The organism is Streptomyces sp. 2-1 (assembly GCF_048564895.1).
GTDB classification, from domain to species: domain Bacteria; phylum Actinomycetota; class Actinomycetes; order Streptomycetales; family Streptomycetaceae; genus Streptomyces; species Streptomyces phaeochromogenes.
This window is the reverse complement of the sequence record NZ_CP183383.1, coordinates 995,308-1,016,448: the sequence shown is the minus strand read 5'-3', so window position 1 is coordinate 1,016,448 and position 21,141 is coordinate 995,308. Positions and strand designations below refer to the sequence as shown.

General features: G+C 71.3%; 15 protein-coding genes. 10 read left to right on the top strand and 5 right to left on the bottom strand.

The window, feature by feature from the left end; all coding sequences use genetic code 11:
* Position 1: 1 nt before the first annotated feature.
* Positions 2-1,588 (bottom strand): ABC transporter substrate-binding protein, encoded by a 1,587-nt coding sequence (locus ACN20J_RS04600; protein WP_419665303.1) that lies wholly within the window; start codon positions 1,586-1,588, stop codon positions 2-4.
* 212 nt (positions 1,589-1,800) lie between these two features.
* Here ACN20J_RS04600 and ACN20J_RS04595 point away from each other — a divergent pair, with 212 nt between their 5' ends.
* From ACN20J_RS04595 to ACN20J_RS04580, 4 genes are all read left to right on the top strand, one after another.
* Entirely contained in the window at positions 1,801-3,246 is a 1,446-nt protein-coding gene (locus ACN20J_RS04595) for a four-carbon acid sugar kinase family protein (protein WP_419665302.1), read from the top strand.
* Positions 3,243-4,298 carry a 4-hydroxythreonine-4-phosphate dehydrogenase PdxA gene (pdxA, locus tag ACN20J_RS04590; protein ID WP_419665301.1) on the top strand — a complete coding sequence of 352 codons (1,056 nt, stop codon included), beginning with the start codon at positions 3,243-3,245 and terminating at the stop codon, positions 4,296-4,298. The genes ACN20J_RS04595 and pdxA overlap by 4 nt, the downstream gene beginning before the upstream one ends.
* A 52-nt stretch (positions 4,299-4,350) precedes the next feature.
* A complete protein-coding gene (locus ACN20J_RS04585; protein ID WP_055617497.1) occupies positions 4,351-5,136 on the top strand; it encodes a DeoR/GlpR family DNA-binding transcription regulator in 786 nt (261 codons plus the stop codon).
* 146 nt (positions 5,137-5,282) lie between these two features.
* The gene (locus tag ACN20J_RS04580) at positions 5,283-6,767 is read left to right on the top strand and encodes an aminotransferase class V-fold PLP-dependent enzyme (protein ID WP_419665300.1); all 1,485 of its coding nucleotides are present in this window, start codon (positions 5,283-5,285) and stop codon (positions 6,765-6,767) included.
* A 19-nt stretch (positions 6,768-6,786) separates the two neighbouring features.
* Here ACN20J_RS04580 and ACN20J_RS04575 read toward each other — a convergent pair whose 3' ends face one another.
* Positions 6,787-8,505: an ATP-binding cassette domain-containing protein gene (locus ACN20J_RS04575; protein ID WP_419665299.1), complete on the bottom strand. Its 1,719-nt coding sequence runs from the start codon at positions 8,503-8,505 to the stop codon at positions 6,787-6,789.
* Between the two features lie 180 nt (positions 8,506-8,685).
* Here ACN20J_RS04575 and ACN20J_RS04570 point away from each other — a divergent pair, with 180 nt between their 5' ends.
* From ACN20J_RS04570 to ACN20J_RS04545, 6 genes are all read left to right on the top strand, one after another.
* Entirely contained in the window at positions 8,686-9,870 is a 1,185-nt protein-coding gene (locus ACN20J_RS04570; RefSeq protein ID WP_189839163.1) for an ROK family transcriptional regulator, read from the top strand.
* Between the two features lie 149 nt (positions 9,871-10,019).
* On the top strand, positions 10,020-11,873 hold the full coding sequence (locus ACN20J_RS04565; RefSeq protein ID WP_419665298.1) for an alpha-galactosidase D: 1,854 nt from the start codon (positions 10,020-10,022) through the stop codon (positions 11,871-11,873).
* Between the two features lie 30 nt (positions 11,874-11,903).
* Positions 11,904-14,276, top strand: coding sequence for a glycosyl hydrolase family 95 catalytic domain-containing protein (locus ACN20J_RS04560; RefSeq protein ID WP_419665297.1), 2,373 nt, complete (start codon positions 11,904-11,906; stop codon positions 14,274-14,276).
* Positions 14,273-15,505 (top strand): SGNH/GDSL hydrolase family protein, encoded by a 1,233-nt coding sequence (locus ACN20J_RS04555; RefSeq protein WP_419665296.1) that lies wholly within the window; start codon positions 14,273-14,275, stop codon positions 15,503-15,505. The genes ACN20J_RS04560 and ACN20J_RS04555 overlap by 4 nt, the downstream gene beginning before the upstream one ends.
* A gap of 119 nt (positions 15,506-15,624) precedes the next feature.
* Positions 15,625-16,755 (top strand): glycoside hydrolase family 88 protein, encoded by a 1,131-nt coding sequence (locus ACN20J_RS04550; RefSeq protein WP_419665295.1) that lies wholly within the window; start codon positions 15,625-15,627, stop codon positions 16,753-16,755.
* Positions 16,756-16,828: 73 nt separating this feature from the next.
* Positions 16,829-17,677, top strand: a complete 849-nt coding sequence (locus tag ACN20J_RS04545; RefSeq protein WP_419665294.1) for a universal stress protein — start codon at positions 16,829-16,831, stop codon at positions 17,675-17,677.
* 9 nt (positions 17,678-17,686) lie between these two features.
* Here ACN20J_RS04545 and ACN20J_RS04540 read toward each other — a convergent pair whose 3' ends face one another.
* The 3 genes from ACN20J_RS04540 to ACN20J_RS04530 form a co-directional block, all read right to left on the bottom strand.
* Positions 17,687-18,937 carry a DUF4032 domain-containing protein gene (locus ACN20J_RS04540; protein ID WP_190228777.1) on the bottom strand — a complete coding sequence of 417 codons (1,251 nt, stop codon included), beginning with the start codon at positions 18,935-18,937 and terminating at the stop codon, positions 17,687-17,689.
* Between the two features lie 135 nt (positions 18,938-19,072).
* Entirely contained in the window at positions 19,073-20,710 is a 1,638-nt protein-coding gene (locus tag ACN20J_RS04535) for a cation acetate symporter (RefSeq protein WP_419665293.1), read from the bottom strand.
* Positions 20,704-21,054, bottom strand: a complete 351-nt coding sequence (locus ACN20J_RS04530; RefSeq protein ID WP_246575048.1) for a DUF485 domain-containing protein — start codon at positions 21,052-21,054, stop codon at positions 20,704-20,706. Before ACN20J_RS04530 ends, ACN20J_RS04535 begins: the two co-directional genes overlap by 7 nt.
* Positions 21,055-21,141 lie beyond the last annotated feature (87 nt).

Sequence of the window (21,141 nt, the reverse complement as noted above, 5' to 3'; positions counted from 1 at the left end):
CTCAGCCCTCCAGCCGTACGGCGGTCAGGTCATAGGAGTTGACCGGCTGGAGCGCCAGGCCCTGGACGCGGTCGCGGCGCGCGAGCAGCGTCTTGGGCGCGAACGCCCACAGGCTGGGCCAGGTGTCCCAGACGGCGTGCTGGAGCGCGGCCAGTTTCCTGTCGCGTTCGGCGGCGTCCGTCTCGGTCGCGGCGTCGGAGAGCTGCCGCTCGATGCGCGGGACTACATAGCCCATGTAGGTGTCGCGGGTGCGTTCTTTCTCGGCCGTGCCCCCGTACATGCCCTGGAGGGAGGTGAGGGCCTGGCCGGTCGTGCCGGGGAAGCCGTTGCCGATGACGTCCCAGTCGCCGCCGCGTCCCTGCCGCCACTTCAGGATGTCGCCGCCGGGCTCGAACTGCCGCAGCGAGGCGCGTACGCCGACGTCCTTGAGCATGTCGACGACGGCCTCCATCACAGAGGTGTCACCCGCGAACTCGCCCGACTCCCACATGATGGTGATCCGCAGGTCCTCGGCGTCCAGCGACTTCAGGAGCGCCTTGGCCCTGCGCGGGTCGTATGCGTACGTGCCCGTGCGCACCGCCCCCTGGAGCGCGAGCGGCACCACTCCCTCGGCCGCCTCGGCGGAGTCGATGAGGACGTCGCGGATCAGGGACTCGCCGTCGATCGCGTAGGTGAGCGCGTGGCGCACGCGCGCGTCGGCGAGCGGATGCCCTTCGGGTTTGCGGAAGTTGTAGAAGAGCTGGCAGATCCGGACGCCGGGGGTCTCCTGGACGGCGACGCCGGGCAGGCCGGCGAGCTGCTCGGCGGAGTCGGGGGTGAGGGTGTCCACGACGTCCAGTTCGCCGCTGCGCAGGGCGATGACCCGGCTGGACTCCTCGGGCACGAACCGGACCCGCACCTTGTCGACGGGCGGCTGCTTCCCCCAGTACTCGGTGTTGCGGGCCAGCGTGTACTCGCCCGCACCGCCGTTCGCGCTGACGACGCGGTACGGGCCCGAGCCGAGCCCCGACTGCAGTTCCTCGGGCCGGTTGGCCTTGGCCGGGGTGATGTGGATGTTGGCCATCAGCCGGTCGAGCACCGGTACCGGGCGTTCGGTGCGCAGGAGGAACGTCCGCTCGCCGGTGGCCTCGACCGTCGGCATCTCGGGGAAGAGGCCGAGCAGGAACGAGCCGTTGACCTTGCCGTACATGCGCAGGGCCGTGTCCACGTCCCTGACGGTGACGGGGCTGGCGTCCGAGTAGCGGACACCTTCGCGCAGCCGCACGCTCCACGCGGTCGGAGAGGTCATCTCGAACCGGTCGGCGAGCACGAGCCGGGGTTGCAGGTCCGGGCCGATCCAGGTGAGCGCCTGGCGTACGGCGCGCTGCACGGTCACCGCGGCGTCGAACTGGTTCAGCTTGTTGTCGAGACTCACCAGGGATCGGTTCAGGCCGAGCGTGAGTGTCCCGGGGCCGGGTGCTCCGGTGGGTCCTGCGCAGGCGGACAGCGGACCGAGCGCGACGCCCGTGCCGCCGAGGGCGCCCCAGCGCAGTACGGTCCGGCGGCTTGGCGGTCCGGGCGGGGGAAGGAGGTGAGGAGTTGGGGTCATCGTCGACCTTCTCGGATTCTGGAGGGCGACCGGCTCTTGCTGATGTCGCCCGGACACCGGGCGACGAACAGGTGTCGCGCCGGAAAAGGTGGCACGACTGCGCGAAGTGCGCAAGAGGTCTCGCGCACTTCGCGCAAGCTGTGTCATCATCGGCGCCGAGGCCGTCCGCCCGTCCGGACCGCCCGAAGAGCTAGCCGCCGAAGGAGGTCCGCGTGTCCCGCACCACCCGCACGGTGCTCGCGCCCCGCGTGTTCGCCCTCGCGGACGACCTGTCCGGCGCCGCCGAGGTCGCCGCCGCGCTCGGCCTGCGCGGGCGGATCGTGCTGGGCCCCGCCACCGCGCCGCCGCGCGACGGCGAGTCGGTCGTACTGGACCTGGACACCCGGCAGTCGGCCCCGCAGGACGCGGCGAGCGCGGTACGGGCCGCGCTGGCGTACGCCGACGGGGGCGTTGTCCTGAAGAAGATCGACTCGCTGCTGCGGGGCAACCTCGCCGCCGAGGCGGCCGCCTACGCGACCGGCGCCAGGGGTGTCGTGATCGCGCCCGCCCTGCCCGTGGCCGGCCGTACCGTCCGCGAGGGCGTCGTCAACCTGCACGGCACCGCCCTGCACACGACCGACGCCTGGCGTGCGGAGCGGGGCACGGCGCCCGTGTCGGTGGGGGCCGCCCTGGGTGGCGTACCCACGCGGGTGGTGCCACTGGCGACGGTGCGCGCGCCCGCGCCCGCGCTGTACGACCGGCTGCAGGCGCTCGTCGCCGAGGGGTACCACCCGGTGTGCGACGCGGAGACGGACACGGACCTCGACGCGATCTCCGAGGCGGCGCTCCAACTCGGGCCGGGGATACGGCTGATGGGCACGGGCGGGCTCGCGGCGGCACTGGGACGCAGGCTCGCGCGAGCGGACGGGGGCGGGTCGGGGGCCCCGGGAATTGACGGTCACCGTCATCCCATGGCGGCGAAGCCGGACCTTTCCACGGAGCCCGTGCGGGATCGTTCCACGGAAGCCGACCTGGACCGCCCAAGCAGGACACACGCGGCCGATCGGGCTGGTCTTGCCCGAGCCGACGACGTGTCACCGGCCCCCGACGGCACCCCCTCCAGACCTCTACTGGTGGTGGTCGGCACCGCCGAACCCACCGCTGTTGCGCAGATCGCGCAACTCGTCGCGGCCGGTGCGCACCACGTATCGCTGCCCGCGCACACTCTCACCGACCGCTCCACCCTGCCGCCCCTGAACATCCGTACAGAAGGCGGCCGAACGCCGGACGGCGTCACCGTCGTCAGCATCGACGGCACCCATGCCGTCCACCCCGGCGCGGCCCGCAGCCTTGCCGCTGGCCTGGCCCACGCGGTCGCCGAAGCCGCGCAGGACAGCGACCTCGTCCTGACCGGCGGCGAGACCGCCCGCCGCGTCCTCGACGCACTCGGCATCCGCGAACTCCTGCCGCTCGACCAGATCCACCACGGCGCCGTCCGCTCCCGCACCGTCGACGGCCGCCACGTCGTCACCCGACCCGGCAGCTACGGAGCCACAGACTCCCTGCTGCGCATCGCCCGCGCACTGCGCCCCGGTCTCGCGCCGCCCTCCGGCCAGGCGCCCTCCGGCCAGCCGGTCGTCCCACCCGTCCCGCCCGCCCCGCTAGGAGAACCCACGTGAACGCAGCCCCCACCGCCGCGCCCGCCGAGCAGTCCGGGACCGCCGGACGTCCGCTCCCGATCATCGCGGTGACCATGGGCGACGGCGCCGGAATCGGACCGGAGGTCATCGTCCCGGCCCTGCTGAACGCCGACACCCTGCGCGGCTGCCGTCCCGTCGTCGTCGGTGATGCCGAACGCCTCCGCGAGGCGGCCCGCATCCTCGGCGTCACCTGCGACATCGTGCCCGTCGACGGCCCCGCCCAGGCCGAGTTCACGCCCGGCCGCATCAACGTCGTCGACCTCGGCCTGCTCCCCGCCGACCTCCCCTGGGGTGCCCTCTCGGCGAAGGCCGGCGACGCGGCGTACCAGTACATCCGGGTCGCCGCCGAACTCGCCCTGAACGGCGACGTCCACGGCATCTGCACCGCCCCCCTCAACAAGGAGGCCCTGCACGCCGCCGGACACCTCTACCCCGGACACACCGAACTCCTCGCCCATCTCACCGGCGTCGAGGAGGTGTCGATGATGCTGTCCACGCCCAAGGTGAAGGTCATCCACGTCACCACGCACATCGGCCTGATCGACGCCGTCAACCGGATCGAGCCCGGACTCGTCGAGCGCACCGTGCGCCGCGGCCACGACGCGATGGTCCGCGCCGGCGTCGAGGCACCCGTGATCGGGGTGTGCGGAATCAACCCGCACGCGGGCGAGAACGGTCTGTTCGGCTACGGCGAGGAGGAGACGAAGATCGTCCCCGCCCTGGAGGTCCTGCGCGCCGACGGCATCGACGCCCGCGGCCCGCTCCCCGCCGACACGGCCTTCTATCTCGCCGGCCGCGGCGACTACGACCTCATCGTCGCCATGTACCACGACCAGGGCCACGGCCCGGTGAAGGTCCTCGGCATCGAGGCGGGCGTCAACCTCACCGTGGGCCTGCCGGTCATCCGCACCTCCGTCGACCACGGCACCGCCTTCGACATCGCAGGAACGGGCCGCGCGGAGGCCGGTAGCATGGTCGAGGCGCTGCGCCAGGCCGCCGAGATGTCATCCGCTCCGGCCGCCGCCCGCTGACCCCGGCCCGTCGGCACCATCGGCACCACAGGACACCAGAGGACAGAGACTGATGTCTGCGATCGGCTCCAAGGCCCGGCGCGACCGGATCGTCCAGCTCGCCACCACCACCGGCCTGACCAGTGTGGAGGAGCTCTCCCAGCTGTTCGGCGTCACGGCCTCCACCATTCGCCGCGACCTCGCCAGGCTCACCACCGACGGACGGCTCGCCCGTACGTACGGCGGCGCGATGGCCCTGTCCGCGCACCCGGAGGCCTCGCTGCGTCAGCGCACCGGCGAGGCCTATGACGCCAAGCGTGCCATCGCCCGTTGGGCGGCGGCCCAGGTCCAGCCCGGCGAGACCCTGCTCCTCGACGCGGGCTCCACGGTCGGCGCGCTCGCACACGAGCTGCGTACGGCCAAGGACGTGACCATCGCGACCACCGGGCTGACGGCGCTTCAGGAACTCGCCGACGTCGAGACGGTGCACGTCGAGTGCCTCGGCGGCACCCTCAGACCGCTCAGCCAGGGCTTCGTCGGCCCTTTGACCGAGGCCGCCCTCGAACGGCTCACCTTCGACCGGGTCTTCCTCGGCACCGACGGAGTCTCGCCGGAGCACGGGATCTGCGAGGCGGACCTGCGCCAGACCCGCCTCAAGGAACTCATGGCCCGCCGCGCCGACCACGTCTACGTACTCGCCCACGCGGCCAAGCTCGGCCGCCGTCCCTTCCACGCCTGGGCCACCCTCCCCGAGGGCTGGACCCTGGTCACGGACGAGACGGCCGACCCCGGCATCCTCGCCGAACTGCGCGCACGCGGAGTCACCACCGTCCTGGCCGAGCCCGTCGGCACCCTCTGACTGACCGGGTCGCTCCGGCCCCAGCGGCACGATCGCGCCGATTCCCGGCAACCCCTTCCCACCGGGACGAATAGCAGCATGATGTTGGGAGACCGTGCCCGGCCCAGGACTCGGGGACGGGCCGGGCCTCTCATGCGGGAGGATCAGTGGACAAGGCGCAGACCACCGGCCACATACCCGAAGGCGACGCCCACGCAGGGGACTTGGCGGACTTACGGGACGAGGACTTCGACTACCTCGACGCCGGCGGGCACACCTACCTCGACCACACGGGAGCGGGCCTTCCGCCGACCTCATTGGTGCGGGGGAGCGCCGCCCGCATCACCGGCGGACTCTTCGGGAACCCGCACTCCGAGAGCCCCGCCTCCCGCGCCTCGGGAGAGCTGCTGTCCCAGGCCCGCCGCGCGGTGCTCCGCCACTTCAACGCGGACCCGGCCGAGTACGCCGTGATCTTCACCGCCAACGCGACCGGCGCCCTGCGCCTGGTCGGCGAGGCGTACCCCTTCACCCGCCGCAGCAGGCTGGTGATGTCGTTGGACAACCACAACTCGGTCAACGGCCTGCGGGAGTACGCGCGTTCGCGCGGCGCGGCGACGGCGTACGTACCCGTGAGCGGCCCCGGGCTGCGGATGGACGAGCAGCGACTGAGAGCCGCCCTGCCCGCGCGCGAACGCGGCCCCGGACTCGGACTCGGACTCGGCCCGGGCCCGCGGCGGGGCCGCGCCGGCGACCGCCCGCACGGCCTGCTCGCCTACCCGGCGCAGAGCAACTTCACCGGCGTCCAGCACCCGCTCACCTGGATCGCGGCGGCCCAGGCACGCGGCTACGACGTGCTGCTCGACGCCGCCGCGTACGTACCCGCCAACACCCTCGACCTGAGCCTGTACCACCCCGACTTCACGGTCGTCAGCTGGTACAAGGTGTTCGGCCACCCCACCGGCGTCGGCAGCCTGATCGCCCGCCGGGACGCGCTCGCCAGGCTGCGACGCCCCTGGTTCTCCGGCGGCACCATCTACGCGGTCAGCGCGCAGGCGCAGTGGCACGTCCTCGCGGACGACGAGGCGGCCTTCGAGGACGGTACGGTCAACTTCCTGTCCGTCCCCGATGTGACGGCCGGGCTGGAGTGGATCGACAACATCGGCATGGACCGCGTGCACGCCCACGTCACCGCCCTGACCGGTCAACTCCTCGCGGGGCTAAGACAGTTGCGGCACAGCGATGGTTCACCGATGGTCAGGATGTACGGCCCCGTCGACCTCGTGGCCCGCGGCGGAACGGTCGCGCTGAACCTGCTGGGTGCCGACGGCCGTGTCATCGACGAACGGGTCGTCACCCGCGACAGCGCCCGGCGCGGGATCTCGCTGCGCACCGGCTGCTTCTGCAACCCGGGCGCGGGCGAGGCGGCCTTCGCCCTGGCACCGCGCCGACTCCGCTCGGCCGCACGCCGCCAAGTCGCGTCCCTGGAGGAGTACTTGGAGCTGCTGCGTCTGCCGTCGGCGGGCGCGGTCCGGATCTCGCTCGGCCTGTCGTCACAGCCCAGGGACATCGAGACGTTCCTGACGTTCGTACGGGAGACCTACCGGGACCGGGTGCCAGGGGCCACCGGACTGGAGGCGAGGGCGGGCTGCTGAGCGCTCGCCGGGCGTCGGCTCACCTTCCCGCCCGTCCGCGCACCACCCCGTTCCGGCACTTGCGCACCAGCACGGCCCACGTCGTCGCAAGGAACAGCAGGGCGAACCCGGCCAGGATCAGCCAGCCCCGGCTCGCGGGATGGGCGAACGAGTCGCCGTACGAGTCCAGCAGCGGCGGTCCCAGCCGGGAGGCACCGTCGCGCCACAGCGACTCCAGGCCGACGCCGCTGCCCAGCGCCTCGAACGCCCACCGGTTGGTCATCGCCCAGCTGATCGCCTCTCCGGCCGCCGTCATCCGGGGCACCGGCACGAACGCCCCCGAGAACAGCACCTGCGGGAAGCAGAGCAGCGGCAGCATCAGCGTCGCCTGCCCCGGGTCCGTCACGGCGGCGGAGGCGAGCAGTCCGAGGGCGAGCGCGGCGGCCGAGGCCAGCACGCTCGACACGAACAGCGAGACGTACGTGTCCCAGCCCGCCGCGGGCAGCCGGTCCAGGGCGCGCAGCACGGCGAGGAGCAGGGCGTCCGCGGCGGCCAGCACCGGGAGCATGGTGGTGAGCTTGGACGCCACGTATGGGCCGATCCGCAGCCCGGCCAGCCATTCGCGGCGGAGCACGGGCAGTTCCGTGCAGATCTGCAGCAGGCCGTACGTCAGCCCGAAGAAGAACGCGCCGAACGCGATCCAGAACATGATCATCGCGGACGACCCCGGATCCGGGTCCGCCGGATCGAACGCGCCCGCGCGGAACAGCACCGCGAACATCGCCACGATCATTACGGGCGAACCGGCCAGCACGGCGACCGAGAGCCGGTTGTGCAGCAGCAGAGCCGTTCCGCGCCGGGTGAGGAGTGACCACTGGCGTACGGCGCCGACGCGAGGCCGTGACCCCGGCCGCTGAGGACGGACCGCGCTGTCCTCGGACTCCGTGGGCTCTTCAGGGGGCAACGCGGGTTCGATGCGCGCGCCGTCGGCGACCGCTTCGTACACCTCCTCGACCGTGGCGACCCCGAACTCCCGGCACAGGGCGTCCGGTTCACCCGTGTAAGCGACCTGTCCGCCCGGGGCCAGGAACACGACGTCGTCGCCGCGGAGGAGGTCCGCGAGGACATGCGTGGTCAGCACGATGGTGGTGCCGTGCTCGGCGAGGGCGCGCAGGGTCCGCAACAGGGCCGCCCCGGTGACCGGATCGAGCCCGGAGGTGGGTTCGTCGAGGAAGAGCGCCCGCGGTCTGGTGAGCAACTCGGCGGCGATGCTTGCCCGTTTGCGTTCGCCGCCGCTGAGTGCACGGACGGGCGTACCGGCCCGGTGCGCCAGCCCCAGGGTGTCCAGGACCCGGTCCACGGCCGCGGTGACCGACTCGGCCGACGTCCCCGGTGGCATCCGCAAACCCGCCGCGTACACCAGCGTCCGGTGCAGCGGGAGGTCGCGATGCAGGATGTCCTCCTGCGGAACGAACCCGAACTCCGGTCCGGGCGGGCCCGGTTGGGCCCCGTCGTGCAGTACGGAACCCTCGCCGGCCGACCGCAGTCCCGCGAGCGTTTCCAGCAGTACCGTCTTGCCCGCGCCGCTGCTGCCGGCGATCACGACGATCCGCCCGGGGGCGGCATCGAGGGACACGTCGTCCAGTACGCGCCCCGCTCCGCGCACCTCCTGGGTGAGCCGACGCGCCCGGATCCGCAGACCGTCGACCGGAGCGAGAGACGTGGCAACGGGCGGACGGGGCCCTGTCGGTATCGGCATGGAGGCAGCATGCCAGGAGACCATGGACTTCACGCATGAGCGGGGGCGGTGCCGGGCAAGTGCCGGTGCGATATCCGGTGATGGGGCGCATCCGTAGGGCTAAAGCGTCAAATCCCCCCTCTTCAAAGGAACCTTGCTTCTTTTATTGACGGCGGAAAAGAACGGACCTAGGTTCCGGGCATGCGCTCGACTCCTGGTACGGAGGCGTTCCCGGCACACACGCCGGCCGCTGCCCAGATCTTCACCACCGTGCTGTCCCACGGCCCGCTCACCCGGTCGGACATGGCCGGCCGCGCCGGCCTTTCGGCGGCGGCGGTCACGAAGGCGGTCCGGCCGCTGATCGAGGCCGGGTACCTGGTGGAGGACGCGGGAGACGAGGCACGCCCGTCCCTGGGGCGGCCCGCCAACCCCGTACGGGTGGACGGCGGACGGGCCCTGTTCATCGGCGTAAAGATCACCGGCAACGAGATCATCGCCGTACTGACGGACCTGTGCTGCCGCATCCGCGTCGCCCGGCACGTACCCCTGAACGACCGCGAACCGAAGGCCGTGCTCGCCTCGGTCGCCGCCCTCGCGCAGGAACTCCTCGCGGAGGCCGACGGGTTCGGCGTTCAGGTCCAGGGGCTCGGCGTAGCCGTCTCAGGCGATGTGGACCGCGCCGCCGGAGAGGTGCGCTTCTCGCCCTTCCTGGAGTGGCGTGACCTTCCCCTCGCCGAACTCATGGAGATGACGACCGGACTGCCGGTCACCGTCGACAACGACGTCCGGGCCCTGACCGTCGCCGAACAGTGGTTCGGCGCGGGCATCGGCCTCTCCGACTTCGCGGTGGTGACGGTCGGTGCGGGCATCGGCTGCGGCCTGGTCGTGCACGGCAAGGTCGTCTCGGGCGCGCACGGGGTGGCCGGCGAGATCGGGCACGTGGTCATCGACCCGACGGGACCACCGTGCCACTGCGGAAACCGCGGGTGCGCCGAGGCCATCGCCGCGGACCCCGCGATCGTCGCCGCGGTACGCGAGGCGACCCGCCTGCCGGTGGCCGACGCCGCGCAGGCCGTCGACCTGGCCCGCCGGGGCGACCCCGGCGCCCGTGAGGTGTACGCGCGGGCCGGGGAGGCGATCGGCCGGGCCATCGCGACCGTCGCCAACCTCATGGGCCCCCAGCGCGTGATCATCTCCGGCGAGGGCCTCGCCGCCTACGACCTGTTCGCCGAACAGATCCGCGAGGCCTTCACCGCTTCGGCCTTCGGCACGGCCGCGCGATGCGACCTGCTGACGCGTCCGTTGCCCTTCGACGAGTGGGCGCGCGGAGCCGCGGCCACCGCCATCCAGTCCTTCATCAGTGGTCCGACCCGCGGCCAGGGATGAGCCGCCTCAACTGCTGACGGACTCCTGATGAACCGTCAAGCTCCTTGGCCTCCAAGGAAGTTCGAGCACCACCGCATCACTTCACCACCCGCACCCGCACCCGCACCCGCACCCGCGTAGAGCCGAACCCATCACTGGAGGTCCGACCCATGAGGTCATCCTCGTACGCCCCCGGAACCCCCGCCCGCCGCTCCACCAGAGCCGTGCTCGTCGTGGCCCTCACCGCGGCCATGGCGACGACCCTCCCGGCAGCCCAGGCCGCCACCCCCACCGCCACCACTCCCACGACCACGTCCAAGTCCACGGCCGCCGCCGGTGCCGAGGCGGTCGCGGCCAAGCCCTACATGGGCTGGTCGAGCTGGAGCATGCAGTCCTCGAAGTACCCCGGACTGAACCCCGACGGCGACTACAGCTACCTCACCGAGAAGAACGTCCTCAAGCAGGCGGACGCGCTGGCGGCCAAGCTCAAGCCGTACGGATACGAGTACGTCAACCTCGACGCCGGATGGTGGCGTGCCAAGGACTGGAAGCCCGGCTTCGACGAGTACGCCCGCCAGAAGGCGGACCCGAACCGCTTCCCGCGTGGCATGAAGCCCGTCGCCGACCACATCCACGGCAAGGGACTCAAGGCGGGCATCTACCTGCCCGTCGGCCTGGAGAAGGAGGCGTACGGGGAGGGCAAGACCCCCATCTGGAACGCCGAGGGCTGCACGACCGCCGACATCGTGTACAGCGACCTGCGCACCACCAACGGCTGGGACAGCGCCTACAAGCTCGACTTCTCCAACCCCTGCGCCCAGAAGTACGTCGACTCGCAGGCCCGGCTCTTCGCCGACTGGGGCTACGACTTCCTCAAGCTCGACGGGGTCGGACCGGGTTCCGGCAAGAACGGCGACCAGTACGACAACGTTGCCGACGTCGCCGCCTGGCAGAAGGCCATCGCCGCCACCGGCCGCCCGATCCACCTGGAGATCTCCTGGTCGCTCGACATCGGCCGGGTCGCCGACTGGAAGAAGTACTCCAACGGCTGGCGCATCGACACCGACGTCGAGTGCTACTGCAACACCCTTGTCAGCTGGGAGAACTCGGTCGACGACCGCTGGGACGACGCCCCCGGCTGGACCCGCCATGCAGGTGCGGGCGGCTGGAACGACCTGGACTCCCTGGACGTCGGCAACGGCCAGATGGACGGCCTCACCAAGGCCGAGCGGCAGAGCTACGCGACCCTGTGGGCCATCGCCAAGTCCCCGCTCTACACCGGTGACGACCTGACCAAGCTCGACTCCTACGGCGTGTCGCTGCTGACCAATCGCGAGGTCATCGCCCTCAACCAGGGCAGCACGCCGCCCGCCCGTCCGGTCACCCCGTCCGACCCGCAGCAGGTGTGGGCGGCCAAGAACGCCGACGGCAGCTACACCGTGGCCCTGTTCAACCTCGCCGACTCTCCCGCCGCCGTCACCGCCGACTGGTCGACCCTCGGCTTCACCGGCAAGGCCTCCGTACGGGACCTGTGGAACCGCGAGAACCTCGGCACGCACACGAACAAGGTGACGCAGGCCCTGCCCGCCCACGGCTCCCGCCTCTTCACCGTCACCCCGCGCGGCGCCGCCCTCGCCTCGACCGGCTATGAGGCCGAAGCCACCACCAACACCCTCAGCGGCAACGCCGCCCTCGCCGACTGCTCCGCCTGCTCGGGCGGCAAGAAGGTCGGCAACCTCTACGTCGGCGGCAAGCTCCGCTTCAACGACGTCGTCGTCGCCAAGGCCGGTACGTACATGGTGAAGGTCGGCTACGTCAGCGGTGACGCGCGCTCCATCGACGTCTCCGCGAACGGCAACGGCGCGAGGCACCACAAGTTCCCCTCCACCGGGGACTGGGGAACCGCCGAGACCGTCAGCGTGCCCGTCACCCTCAAGGCCGGCGCCAACACCATCACCTTCGACAGCGGCACCGGCTACGCCCCGGACATCGACCGCATCGACGTCCCGAAGTCGTCGTCCTGACCGCCGTTCTCATCTCCCTGGAGCCGCACCATGGACAGCAACCCGACCGAGCCCAGCAGGCGAAGACTTCTCTCACTGGCCGCGGCGGCCGGCGTCGCCACCGCCCTCGGCGGCCTGCCCGCCTTCACCGCGTCGGCCGCACCTCAGCGGCCCGTCGACGCCCCGCTCCCGAAGGGGAGTTCACGGAACCAGCTGTGGTGGCAGGCGCCCGGCGACGAGCACTCGATGATCGAACAGGGCCTGCCCGTCGGCAACGGCCGCCTCGGCGCCCTCGCGAGCAACGACCCCGGCCGTGAGCTCCTCCTGATCACCGACGCCACCATGTGGACCGGCGGCCTCAACGACAAGCTCGACTCGGACGGCCAATTCCCCTACGACCGCGAGAACTTCGGGTCCTTCACGCTCCTCGGCCGCCTCACCGTCGACATCCCCGACCACGACCTGGGCGCCGTGAACGGCTACCGCCGCACCCTCGACCTGGCGCAGGGCGTGGTGACCACGTCGTACGTCCGCTCCGGAGTGACGTACGAGCGGCAGATCTTCGCCAGCCGGCCCGACGACGCGATCGTCCTGCACTTCACGCAGAGCGGCGGCGGCCGATACACCGGCAGCATCACCCTGGAAGGGACGCACGACGAGAGCGTGACGGGCACCTCCTTCGGGGCCGCCTTCCCCAACGGTCTGCGCTACGGCGCGGCCGTGAAGGCGTCGAGCAGTGGCGGCAGCGTCCGGGTGAACGGCCCGCGGATCGACTTCTCCGGCTGCAGGGAACTGACCGTAGTGATGAGCGGCGGCACCAACTACGCGCCCGACGCCGCCAAGGGCTACCGCGATCCGTCCCTCGACCCCGAGCGGCTGGCCCGTACGAAGGTCCGTGACGCGGCGGACCACTCGGCGGACACCCTGCTGCGCACCCATGTCGCCGACCACCGCGAGCTGTTCGAGCAGTTGGACATCTCGCTCGGCACGTCGTCGGACGAGCAGCGCTCACTCGACACCTGGGACCGTCTCGGCGCGCGAGCCCGGGACGGTGAGCCCGATCCCGAACTGGAGGCCGCCTACCTGCAGTTCGGCCGCTATCTGATGATCTCCGGGTCCCGCAGCAGCCTCCCGCTCAACCTCCAGGGGCTGTGGCTCGACGGCAACGACCCGGACTGGATGGGCGACTACCACACGGACATCAACATCCAGATGAACTACTGGATGGCCGACCGCGCCGGGCTGTCCCAGTGCTTCGACGCGCTCACCGACTACTGCCTCGCCCAGTTCCCGTCCTGGACGAAGCTCACCAACGACCTCTACAACGACCCGCGCAACCGCTTCCGCAACTCCACCGGGAAGGTCGCCGGCTGGGCCGTCGCCTTCTCCACCAACATCCATGGCGGAAGCGGCTGGTGGTGGCATCCGGCCGGCAACGCCTGGCTGTGCACGACCCTGTGGGAGCACTACGAGTTCACCCGGTCGCGCTCCCATCTGGCGAGGATCTACCCGCTCCTGAAGGGTGCCTGCGAGTTCTGGGAGGCGCGGCTGATCACCACGACGCTCCCCGGCACCTCGCAGGAAGTGCTCATCGACGACAGCGACTGGTCGCCCGAGCACGGCCCGCAGGACGCGAAGGGCATGACGTACGCGCAGGAACTGGTGTGGGTGCTGTTCGACCACTTCCTCACGGCGTCCAAGGAGTTGAAGAAGGACTCCGCCTACGCGAAGAAGATCGGTGGCCTCCAGAAGCGGCTGTACATGCCGAAGGTGAGCCCCAAGACGGGCTGGCTGGAGGAGTGGATGTCGCCCGACAACCTCGGCGAGACCACCCACCGCCACCTGTCCCCGCTGATCGGGCTTTTCCCCGGGGACCGGATCCGCCCCGACGACTCCACCCCGCCGGAGATCGTGGAGGGCGCCACGGCCCTGCTCGCCGCGCGCGGCATGGAGAGCTTCGGCTGGGCCAACGCCTGGCGCAGTCTGTGCTGGGCCCGGCTCAAGGACGCGGACAAGGCCTACCAGCTGGTCGTCAACAACCTCCGCCCGTCGATCGACGGCGGCAACGGCACCGCCCCCAACCTCTTCGACATCTACGAAGTGGAGAAGGGGCGCGGCATCTTCCAGATCGAGGCCAACTTCGGCACACCCGCGGCGATGATCGAGATGCTCGTGTACTCCCGACCGGGCCACCTGGAACTGCTCCCGGCCCTGCCCGACGCCTGGGCGAAGTCCGGCTCCGTCACGGGGGTCGGCGTCCGCGGCGGATTCACCATCGACCTGCGCTGGCGCGACGGGAAGCCCACCGAGGCCCGGATCCACAGCGTCGGCGGCCGGACCACGACGGTGGCGTACGGCAACACGTCCCGCACGGTGACGCTGAAGCCCGGCGGGTCCGTCACGCTGCGGGACTTCGCCCGATGACGGCCCGGTTCGCTCGTGCGGGCCGCCTGGCCGTCCTGCTGCTGATCGCCGCGGGCGTCCAGGTGACGCCCGCGGCGGCGCAGCCGGCCGATACGCACACGACCACGGCCGAAGCCGCCGCGCAGCGGCACGACGTGGTCACCTGGGGCGCGAGCGCGGACCGTATCGGCGACGCCGTCAACGACCGCAGCTACCGCCTGATCGTGCGCACCAGCGTCGCCGGGGACGACCTGCGCATCCGGCTCTCCAACGCCTTCGGCGACCGGCCGCTGACGTTCGACAGCGTCTACGCCGGCATCCGGCAGGAGGGCGCCACGGTGGTCCGCGGCACCAACAAGCGGCTGACCTTCGGCGGTTCCCGCTCCGTCACGGTCCCCGCCGGGGCCACCGCGTACAGCGACCCGCTCCCCGGCAAGCTGCCCGCCGCGACCGACCTGGCCGTCAGCATCCACACCAGCGAGGCGAGCGGCACGGCCACGGGGCACTCCATGGCCATGCAGACCTCGTACGCGGCGGAGGGCGACCACACGGGCGAGGAGGCCGCGGCCTCCTGGACCCAGGCGATCGGCTCCTGGTTCTACCTCGACGCCGTGTCCGTACGGACGAGTTCGGCCACCGGGGCCGTGGTCGCGCTCGGCGACTCCATCACGGACGGCTGGCAGTCCACGAGCGATCTGAACCGCCGCTGGCCCGACTACCTCGCCCGTCGTCTGCGGGCAACGACCGGTCAGGTCAGGGGAGTTGCCAATGAGGGCATCTCCGGGAACAAGGTCCTCGCGGACGGCGCCGGGCAGAGCGCCCTCAACCGGCTGGACCGGGACGTCCTCTCCCTCCCGGGCGTCCGCACGGTGTTCCTCTTCGAGGGCGTCAACGACATCAAGGCCCACTCCGGCGTCACGGCCCAGGACATGATCAAGGGCTATCGCGAGATCATCGCCCGCGCCCACGAGGCCGGGAAGTGCGTCGTCGGAGCCACCGTCGCGCCCTTCAAGGGCTGGTACGAGTGGGACACCGCCGCCGAGTCCGTACGCCAGGAGATCAACCAATTCATCCGGGACAGCGGGGAGTTCGACGCCGTCACCGACTTCGACCGCATCCTCCGCAGCCCCTACGACCACGAGCGCATCCTCCCCGTCTTCGACGGCGGCGACCGGCTGCACCCCAACGACAAGGGCATGCAGGCGATGGCCGACGCCGTTGACCTCAAGAGCCTCGAATGCTCCGCATGAGCACCGCGCCGAGGAGGAGCGCCGCGGCAACGCACTGACATACGGCATTGACGCATCGCACTGACGCACCGCACTGACACATCGCCCCAATGTGCCCCACACACAGAGGAGTTGACCCAGTGAACCGACGTCGCCTACTCACCGGCGGGACCGCCCTCGCGGCCTCCGCCACCCTCCTCACCACCCCGACCGCGACCGCCCGCACGGCCCCGGCGCTGCCGACGAGAGCCGAGATCCTCGCCGTCCTGCGCCGGGTCGCCGACCACTGGATCGCCACGCACACGGACCCGGGGGACAACGGCTGGGCCAACGCGACGTTCTTCAGCGGACTCCTCGCGCTGCACCGGCTGACGGGCGACCCCCGCTACCTGGCGTACGCGCGCGGCTGGGCCGAGAAGCACGCGTACGGCCTGCGGGGCGGGGTGACGACCCGCCATGCCGACAACCACAACGCAGGGCAGGCATACCTCGACCTCTACGAGATCGAGCCCGAGGAAGGGAAACTCGCCGCGATCGAGGCGTCCCTGCGCCGCATGGTTCTCACGGACCAGCCGGGCAAGAACGACGACTGGTGGTGGGACGACGCCCTCCATATGGGCATGCCGCCGTTCGCCCGCCTCGGCGTCCTCCGCAACGACCCGCGGTACTGGGAGAAGCTGTACGCCCTCTACGGCCACACCAAGCGCGTCGAGGGCGGGCCAGGTCTCCTCGATCCGGGCACCGGCCTGTGGTACCGCGACAAGCGGTTCCTGCCCGGCGCGATCGTCTCGCCCACCGGCAAACCGGTGGTCTGGTCGCGCGGCAACGGCTGGGTGGCCGGCGGGCACGTCAAGACCCTCAAGGCCCTGCCCCGGTCGGAGCGGCACACCGGCGAGTACCGGGACACCCTGACCCGGCTGGTCACCGCCCTGCCCGCCGCACAGCGCACGGACGGCTTCTGGAACGTCAACCTCGCCGACCCGGAGCATCTGCCCGGCCCCGAGACGAGCGGTACGTCCTTCTTCCTGTACGGCACGGCGTACGCGATCCGTGCCGGCCTCGTCCGCCGGGCGGCGTTCCTGCCGGTGGCGACCCGGGCATGGCAGGGCCTCGTCACCACGGCCGTCCACCCCGACGGCTTCCTCGGCTACGTACAGAAGGTGGGTGACCGCCCGGAGTCCAGCCAGCCCGTCACGTACGACAGCACCTCGGACTTCGGCGTGGGGGCCTTCCTGCTCGGGGGCACCGAACTCGCCCTGCTGACGAGCTGACAGCACCGCCGTGCGGGCCGGCGTAATGGCTCTGTAGCGTGGGCACATCAACCAACGCGACGGAGGCTGTCACATGACCCGCCCGATCACCGTGGGAGTAGACGGTTCCGCCGAATCCCTGGCCGCCGTGCACTGGGCGGCCAGGGAGGCGGTACGCCGTTCACTGGCGCTGCGTGTGGTGCACGCCTGGGAGAAGTCCGACGGCGAGGACCGGACCGGGGACGTGCGGGACGCGCTGGCGGAGACCGCACGCGAGGTCACCGACCGGCACGCGGACCTGCCGGTGACCACCGACCTCCTCGAAGGCGACCGGGTCGAGGCGCTGGTCGCCGAGGCGGCGGACGCCGAGACGCTGGTGCTCGGCACCCGCGGGCACGGGGCGATCGTCGGCTTCCTGCTCGGTTCCGTCGGCCAGCAGGTGGTCGCCGAGTCCGCGCGGCCCGTCGTCCTCGTACGCGCCGGGGATCTCGCCGAGTCCGAGGCGGCAGGGCGCGAGATCGTCGTCGGGCAGCAGGGCGGCCCGGACGACAGCGCGGCGGCACTGGAGTTCGCGTTCGAGACGGCGGCGGCACGTGGCGCCGCCGTACGCGTCGTACGGGCCTGGAGCCTGCCCACCGTCTTCACCTTCAGCCCCGGCTCGCTGAGGCTCGCCGACGAGGCCGGGGGACTTGAGCAGTACGAGGAGAAGGCACTCTCGGAGGCGCTCCTGCCTTTCACGGAGAGGTTCCCCGACGTGCGGGTGACGCGGCACGTCGAGATGGGCAGCGCTGGCGAGGTACTGCTCACGGCGGCGGCGCCGGCCCAGCTGCTGGTGGTCGGCCGGCGCGCGCACCGCTCCGCCGTCGGCGCGCGGGTGGGTTCGGTGGCCCACGCGGCCATGCACCACGCGCCCTGCCCGGTGGCGGTCGTCCCGCCGGCCTGACCGCCCGCCTCAGACCGAGGGCGCGGCGTCGTCCGTCGGCGGCGGCAGCGCGTCCCGCATCGGGGGCAGGATGTTCTTGACGTAGTCCTCGACCGCCGTGTCCAGGCCGATGTCGTGCTGGGCCCGCTCGGACAGGTACCAGCGGTGTTCGAGCAGCCCGTGGTAGAGCTCGGCCGAATCCATCGAGCCCCGCAGCTCGCGCGGGACGGCGCGCACGGTCGGCCGGAAGACGTCCCGCACCCAGCGGTGGGCCAGCACTTCCGGGCGGGCGGCGAGCGGGTCGCCGGGCGCGTAGTCGTCCTGGGTGGCCATCCAGGCCTCCAGGTCGTTGAGCAGCCGCCGCGCCTGGTTCTCCTCGGCGTCGAGCCCGGTCAGCCGCAGCAACTGGCGCTGGTGGTGGCCCGCGTCGACGACCTTCGGCACGAACGTGACGGTGTCACCGTTGGAGGAGTGCGCGATCTGCATCTCGGCGACGTCGAAACCGAGGTCGTTGAGGCGGCGGATGCGGCGGTCGATGTAGTGGTGCTTGCCCGCCGGGTACACGGACGTGCGGGTGAGCTCCTCCCACAGCCGGTTGTAGCGCGCGCAGATCTCCATACCGAACTCGATCGGGTCCACCGACGGGTGGAGAGCGCCGGACGCCTCCAGGTCCAGCAGCTCCCCGCTGATGTTCACGCGCGCGAGGTCCAGGTCGTACTCGCGCTGCCCGGGGCTCAGTTGCGGATGCAGCTCCCCGGTCTCGGCGTCGACGAGATACGCGGCGTACGCGCCCGCGTCCCGCCGGAACAGCGTGTTGGACAGCGAGCAGTCGCCCCAGGCGAACCCGGCGAGGTGGAGCCGGACGAGCAGCACGGCCAGCGCGTCCATGAGCCGGTGCATGGTGGCGGGCCGCATGGTCGTCTCGAACATCGACCGGTAGGGCATCGAGCCGCCGAGATGGCGGGTGATGAGTACGGATTCCAGCGGCTCGCCGCCCTCGTCGGTGCGGCCGGTGACCACGGCGAGCGGGTCCACCGACGGGATGTTGAGCCGGTCGAGACTGCGCAGCAGCTCGTACTCCCGCAGGGCGGGCCGCTCGGCGAGCTCCTTGACCGCCACGACCTCCGCCCCGGCGCGCGCGTAACGCACGACGTGCCGCGAGATACCCCGCGGCAGCGGCACCAGATAGTGCTCCGGCCATTCCTCCAGGGGCAGCTGCCACGGCAGGTCGAGCAGGAGCGCGGGATGCTCCGGGTTGGTGGCGCTGATCTGCAATGCCATCGCTCGCTTGCCCTGCCCTTATGGTCGGCCGTCATGTCGCAGGAGCATCTCCGCACCTCGACGTCCCCTTCGTCAACATGGACGTCTGTTTTGTCACCCGCTGGACCCCGGTGGGAGATGCGCCCGCGACTCGGCTCAGACCGGCTGATCCACCCCCAGCACCGCACGGACCTCGAACTTCTCGTACGTCTCGGACGGCTCGGTGTCCTTGGGGCGGGAGGCCAGGACGGTGCCCAGCCAGCCCAGCAGGAACCCGGCCGGGACGGAGACGATGCCCGGGTTCTGCAGCGGGAAGAAGGCGAAGTCCGCGTCCGGGTAGAACGAGCCGGGCCTGGAGGAGACGACGGGCGAGCAGACGACCAGCAGCACGGACGTGACGAGGCCGCCGTACAGGCTGAGCAGGGCCCCGCGCGCGTTGAAGCGGCGCCAGAACAGGCTGTAGACCATCGTCGGGAGGATCGCGGACGCGGCGATGGCGAAGGCCAGGAACGCCAGGGTGGCGGTGTTCGTCCCCCAGGAGACGAGCGCGAGCAGCATCCCCAGGACACCGATCACGACGGCGGACAGCCGGGCCACGGTCAGCTCCTCCCGCTGGCTCGCCCGGCCCTTGCGGATCACCTCCGCGTACAGGTCGTGCGCGAGGGAGGAGGCCGCCGCGAGGGTGAGGCCCGCGGCCACGGCCAGCAGCGTCACGAACGCCAGACAGGAGATGAGCGCGGTGAGCAGGGCGCCGCCGAGGTCCTGGGCGAGCAGCAGCACCGCGGCGTCGCCCTTCGCGTCGATGTCCGCGATGACGTCACGGCCGACGATCGCCGTCGCCCCGAGGCCGAGTACGCCGGCGGCGAGGCACACGAAACCGACCAGGCCCATGGCCCACAGGATGGAGCGCCGCAGCACCCGGGTGGCACTCGGGGCCAGCAGCCGCATCATCACGTGGGGGAGTGCGGCCAGCCCCAGCACGATGGCGATCTGCAGGCTGAAGAAGTCGAGCTTGCTGGCCGTGCTGCCGCCGTAGCGCAACCCGGGCTCCAGGAACCGCTGGCCGATCCCGCTGCCGGAGGCGGCTCCGCCGAGCAGGTCGTCGACGTTCCACTGGTAGCGGTGCAGCACCATGACGGCGGTCACCGCGACACCTACGACCAGCATGACGGCTTTGACGATCTGGATGAAGGTCGCGCCGGGCATACCGCCGAGCGCCACGTACAGCACGACCAAGGTGCCGATGGCCACGATGCACAGGGTGCGGGTGGCGCTGGACGGTTCGCCGAGGAACTGCGTCAACAGGGCCACACTGCCGACCAGTTGGGCGACGAGATACAGCACGGTGATGGTCAGCGTGCAGAAGGCGAGGGCGAGGCGGACGGAGCGCCGGCTGCGCGGCAGACGCAGTGCCAGGGTGTCGCCGAGCGTGAACCTGCCGGAGTTGCGCAGAGGTTCGGCGATCAGGAGCAGCACCATCACCCAGGCCACGCTGGTGCCCACGAGGTACAGCAGGCCGTCGTACCCGGTCAGTGCGACCAGACCGGTGCTGCCGAGCAGGGTGGCGGCGGAGAGATAGTCCCCGCACATCGCCAGGCCGTTGCGCAGCGGTGTCATCGTGCGGTTGCCGAGATAGAACTCGCTGATCTCGTCACCCTGCGGCGCGATGATGAGCGCGGTGAACATGCTGACCACGACGACCGACACGAACAGGATGAAGGTCAGCTTCAGGCTGAAGCCGCCCACTACGCCCGCGGAGAGAGTGACCAGGTGGTCCTGGGGGAGTGTCACCATCCGCCGAACCGCCTCTGCTGCTGAGGGACCCGGGCCCGCGCGGCAGCGTCGCGGTGCATCTCGGCGCGCAGACGGTCGGCGGCCGGGTCGACCCGCCGCTCCATGTGCACCAGGTACCGCCACGCGGTCAGGGCCATCACGGCGAACTGCCCCACCCCGCCCGCGAGTCCCAGCGTCACATGACCGAACAGCGGCCGATTGAGCACGTCGGGCAGGAAACTCGACAGCAGCACGAACAGCAGGAACCCGCCCACCGAGATCGACAGCGCCACCGCCCCGAATCTGCGCTGGGCGCCGCGCAGGGAGCGGAAGTCGGGATGCGAACCGATCTTGTTCCGGGCCACGGTTCCGGACTGCGTGCTGTCCGGAGGGGAACCGTAGTACGGGCTTGGGTGTTGTGGCATACCGTGCCTTATCAAATAAGAGTGCAG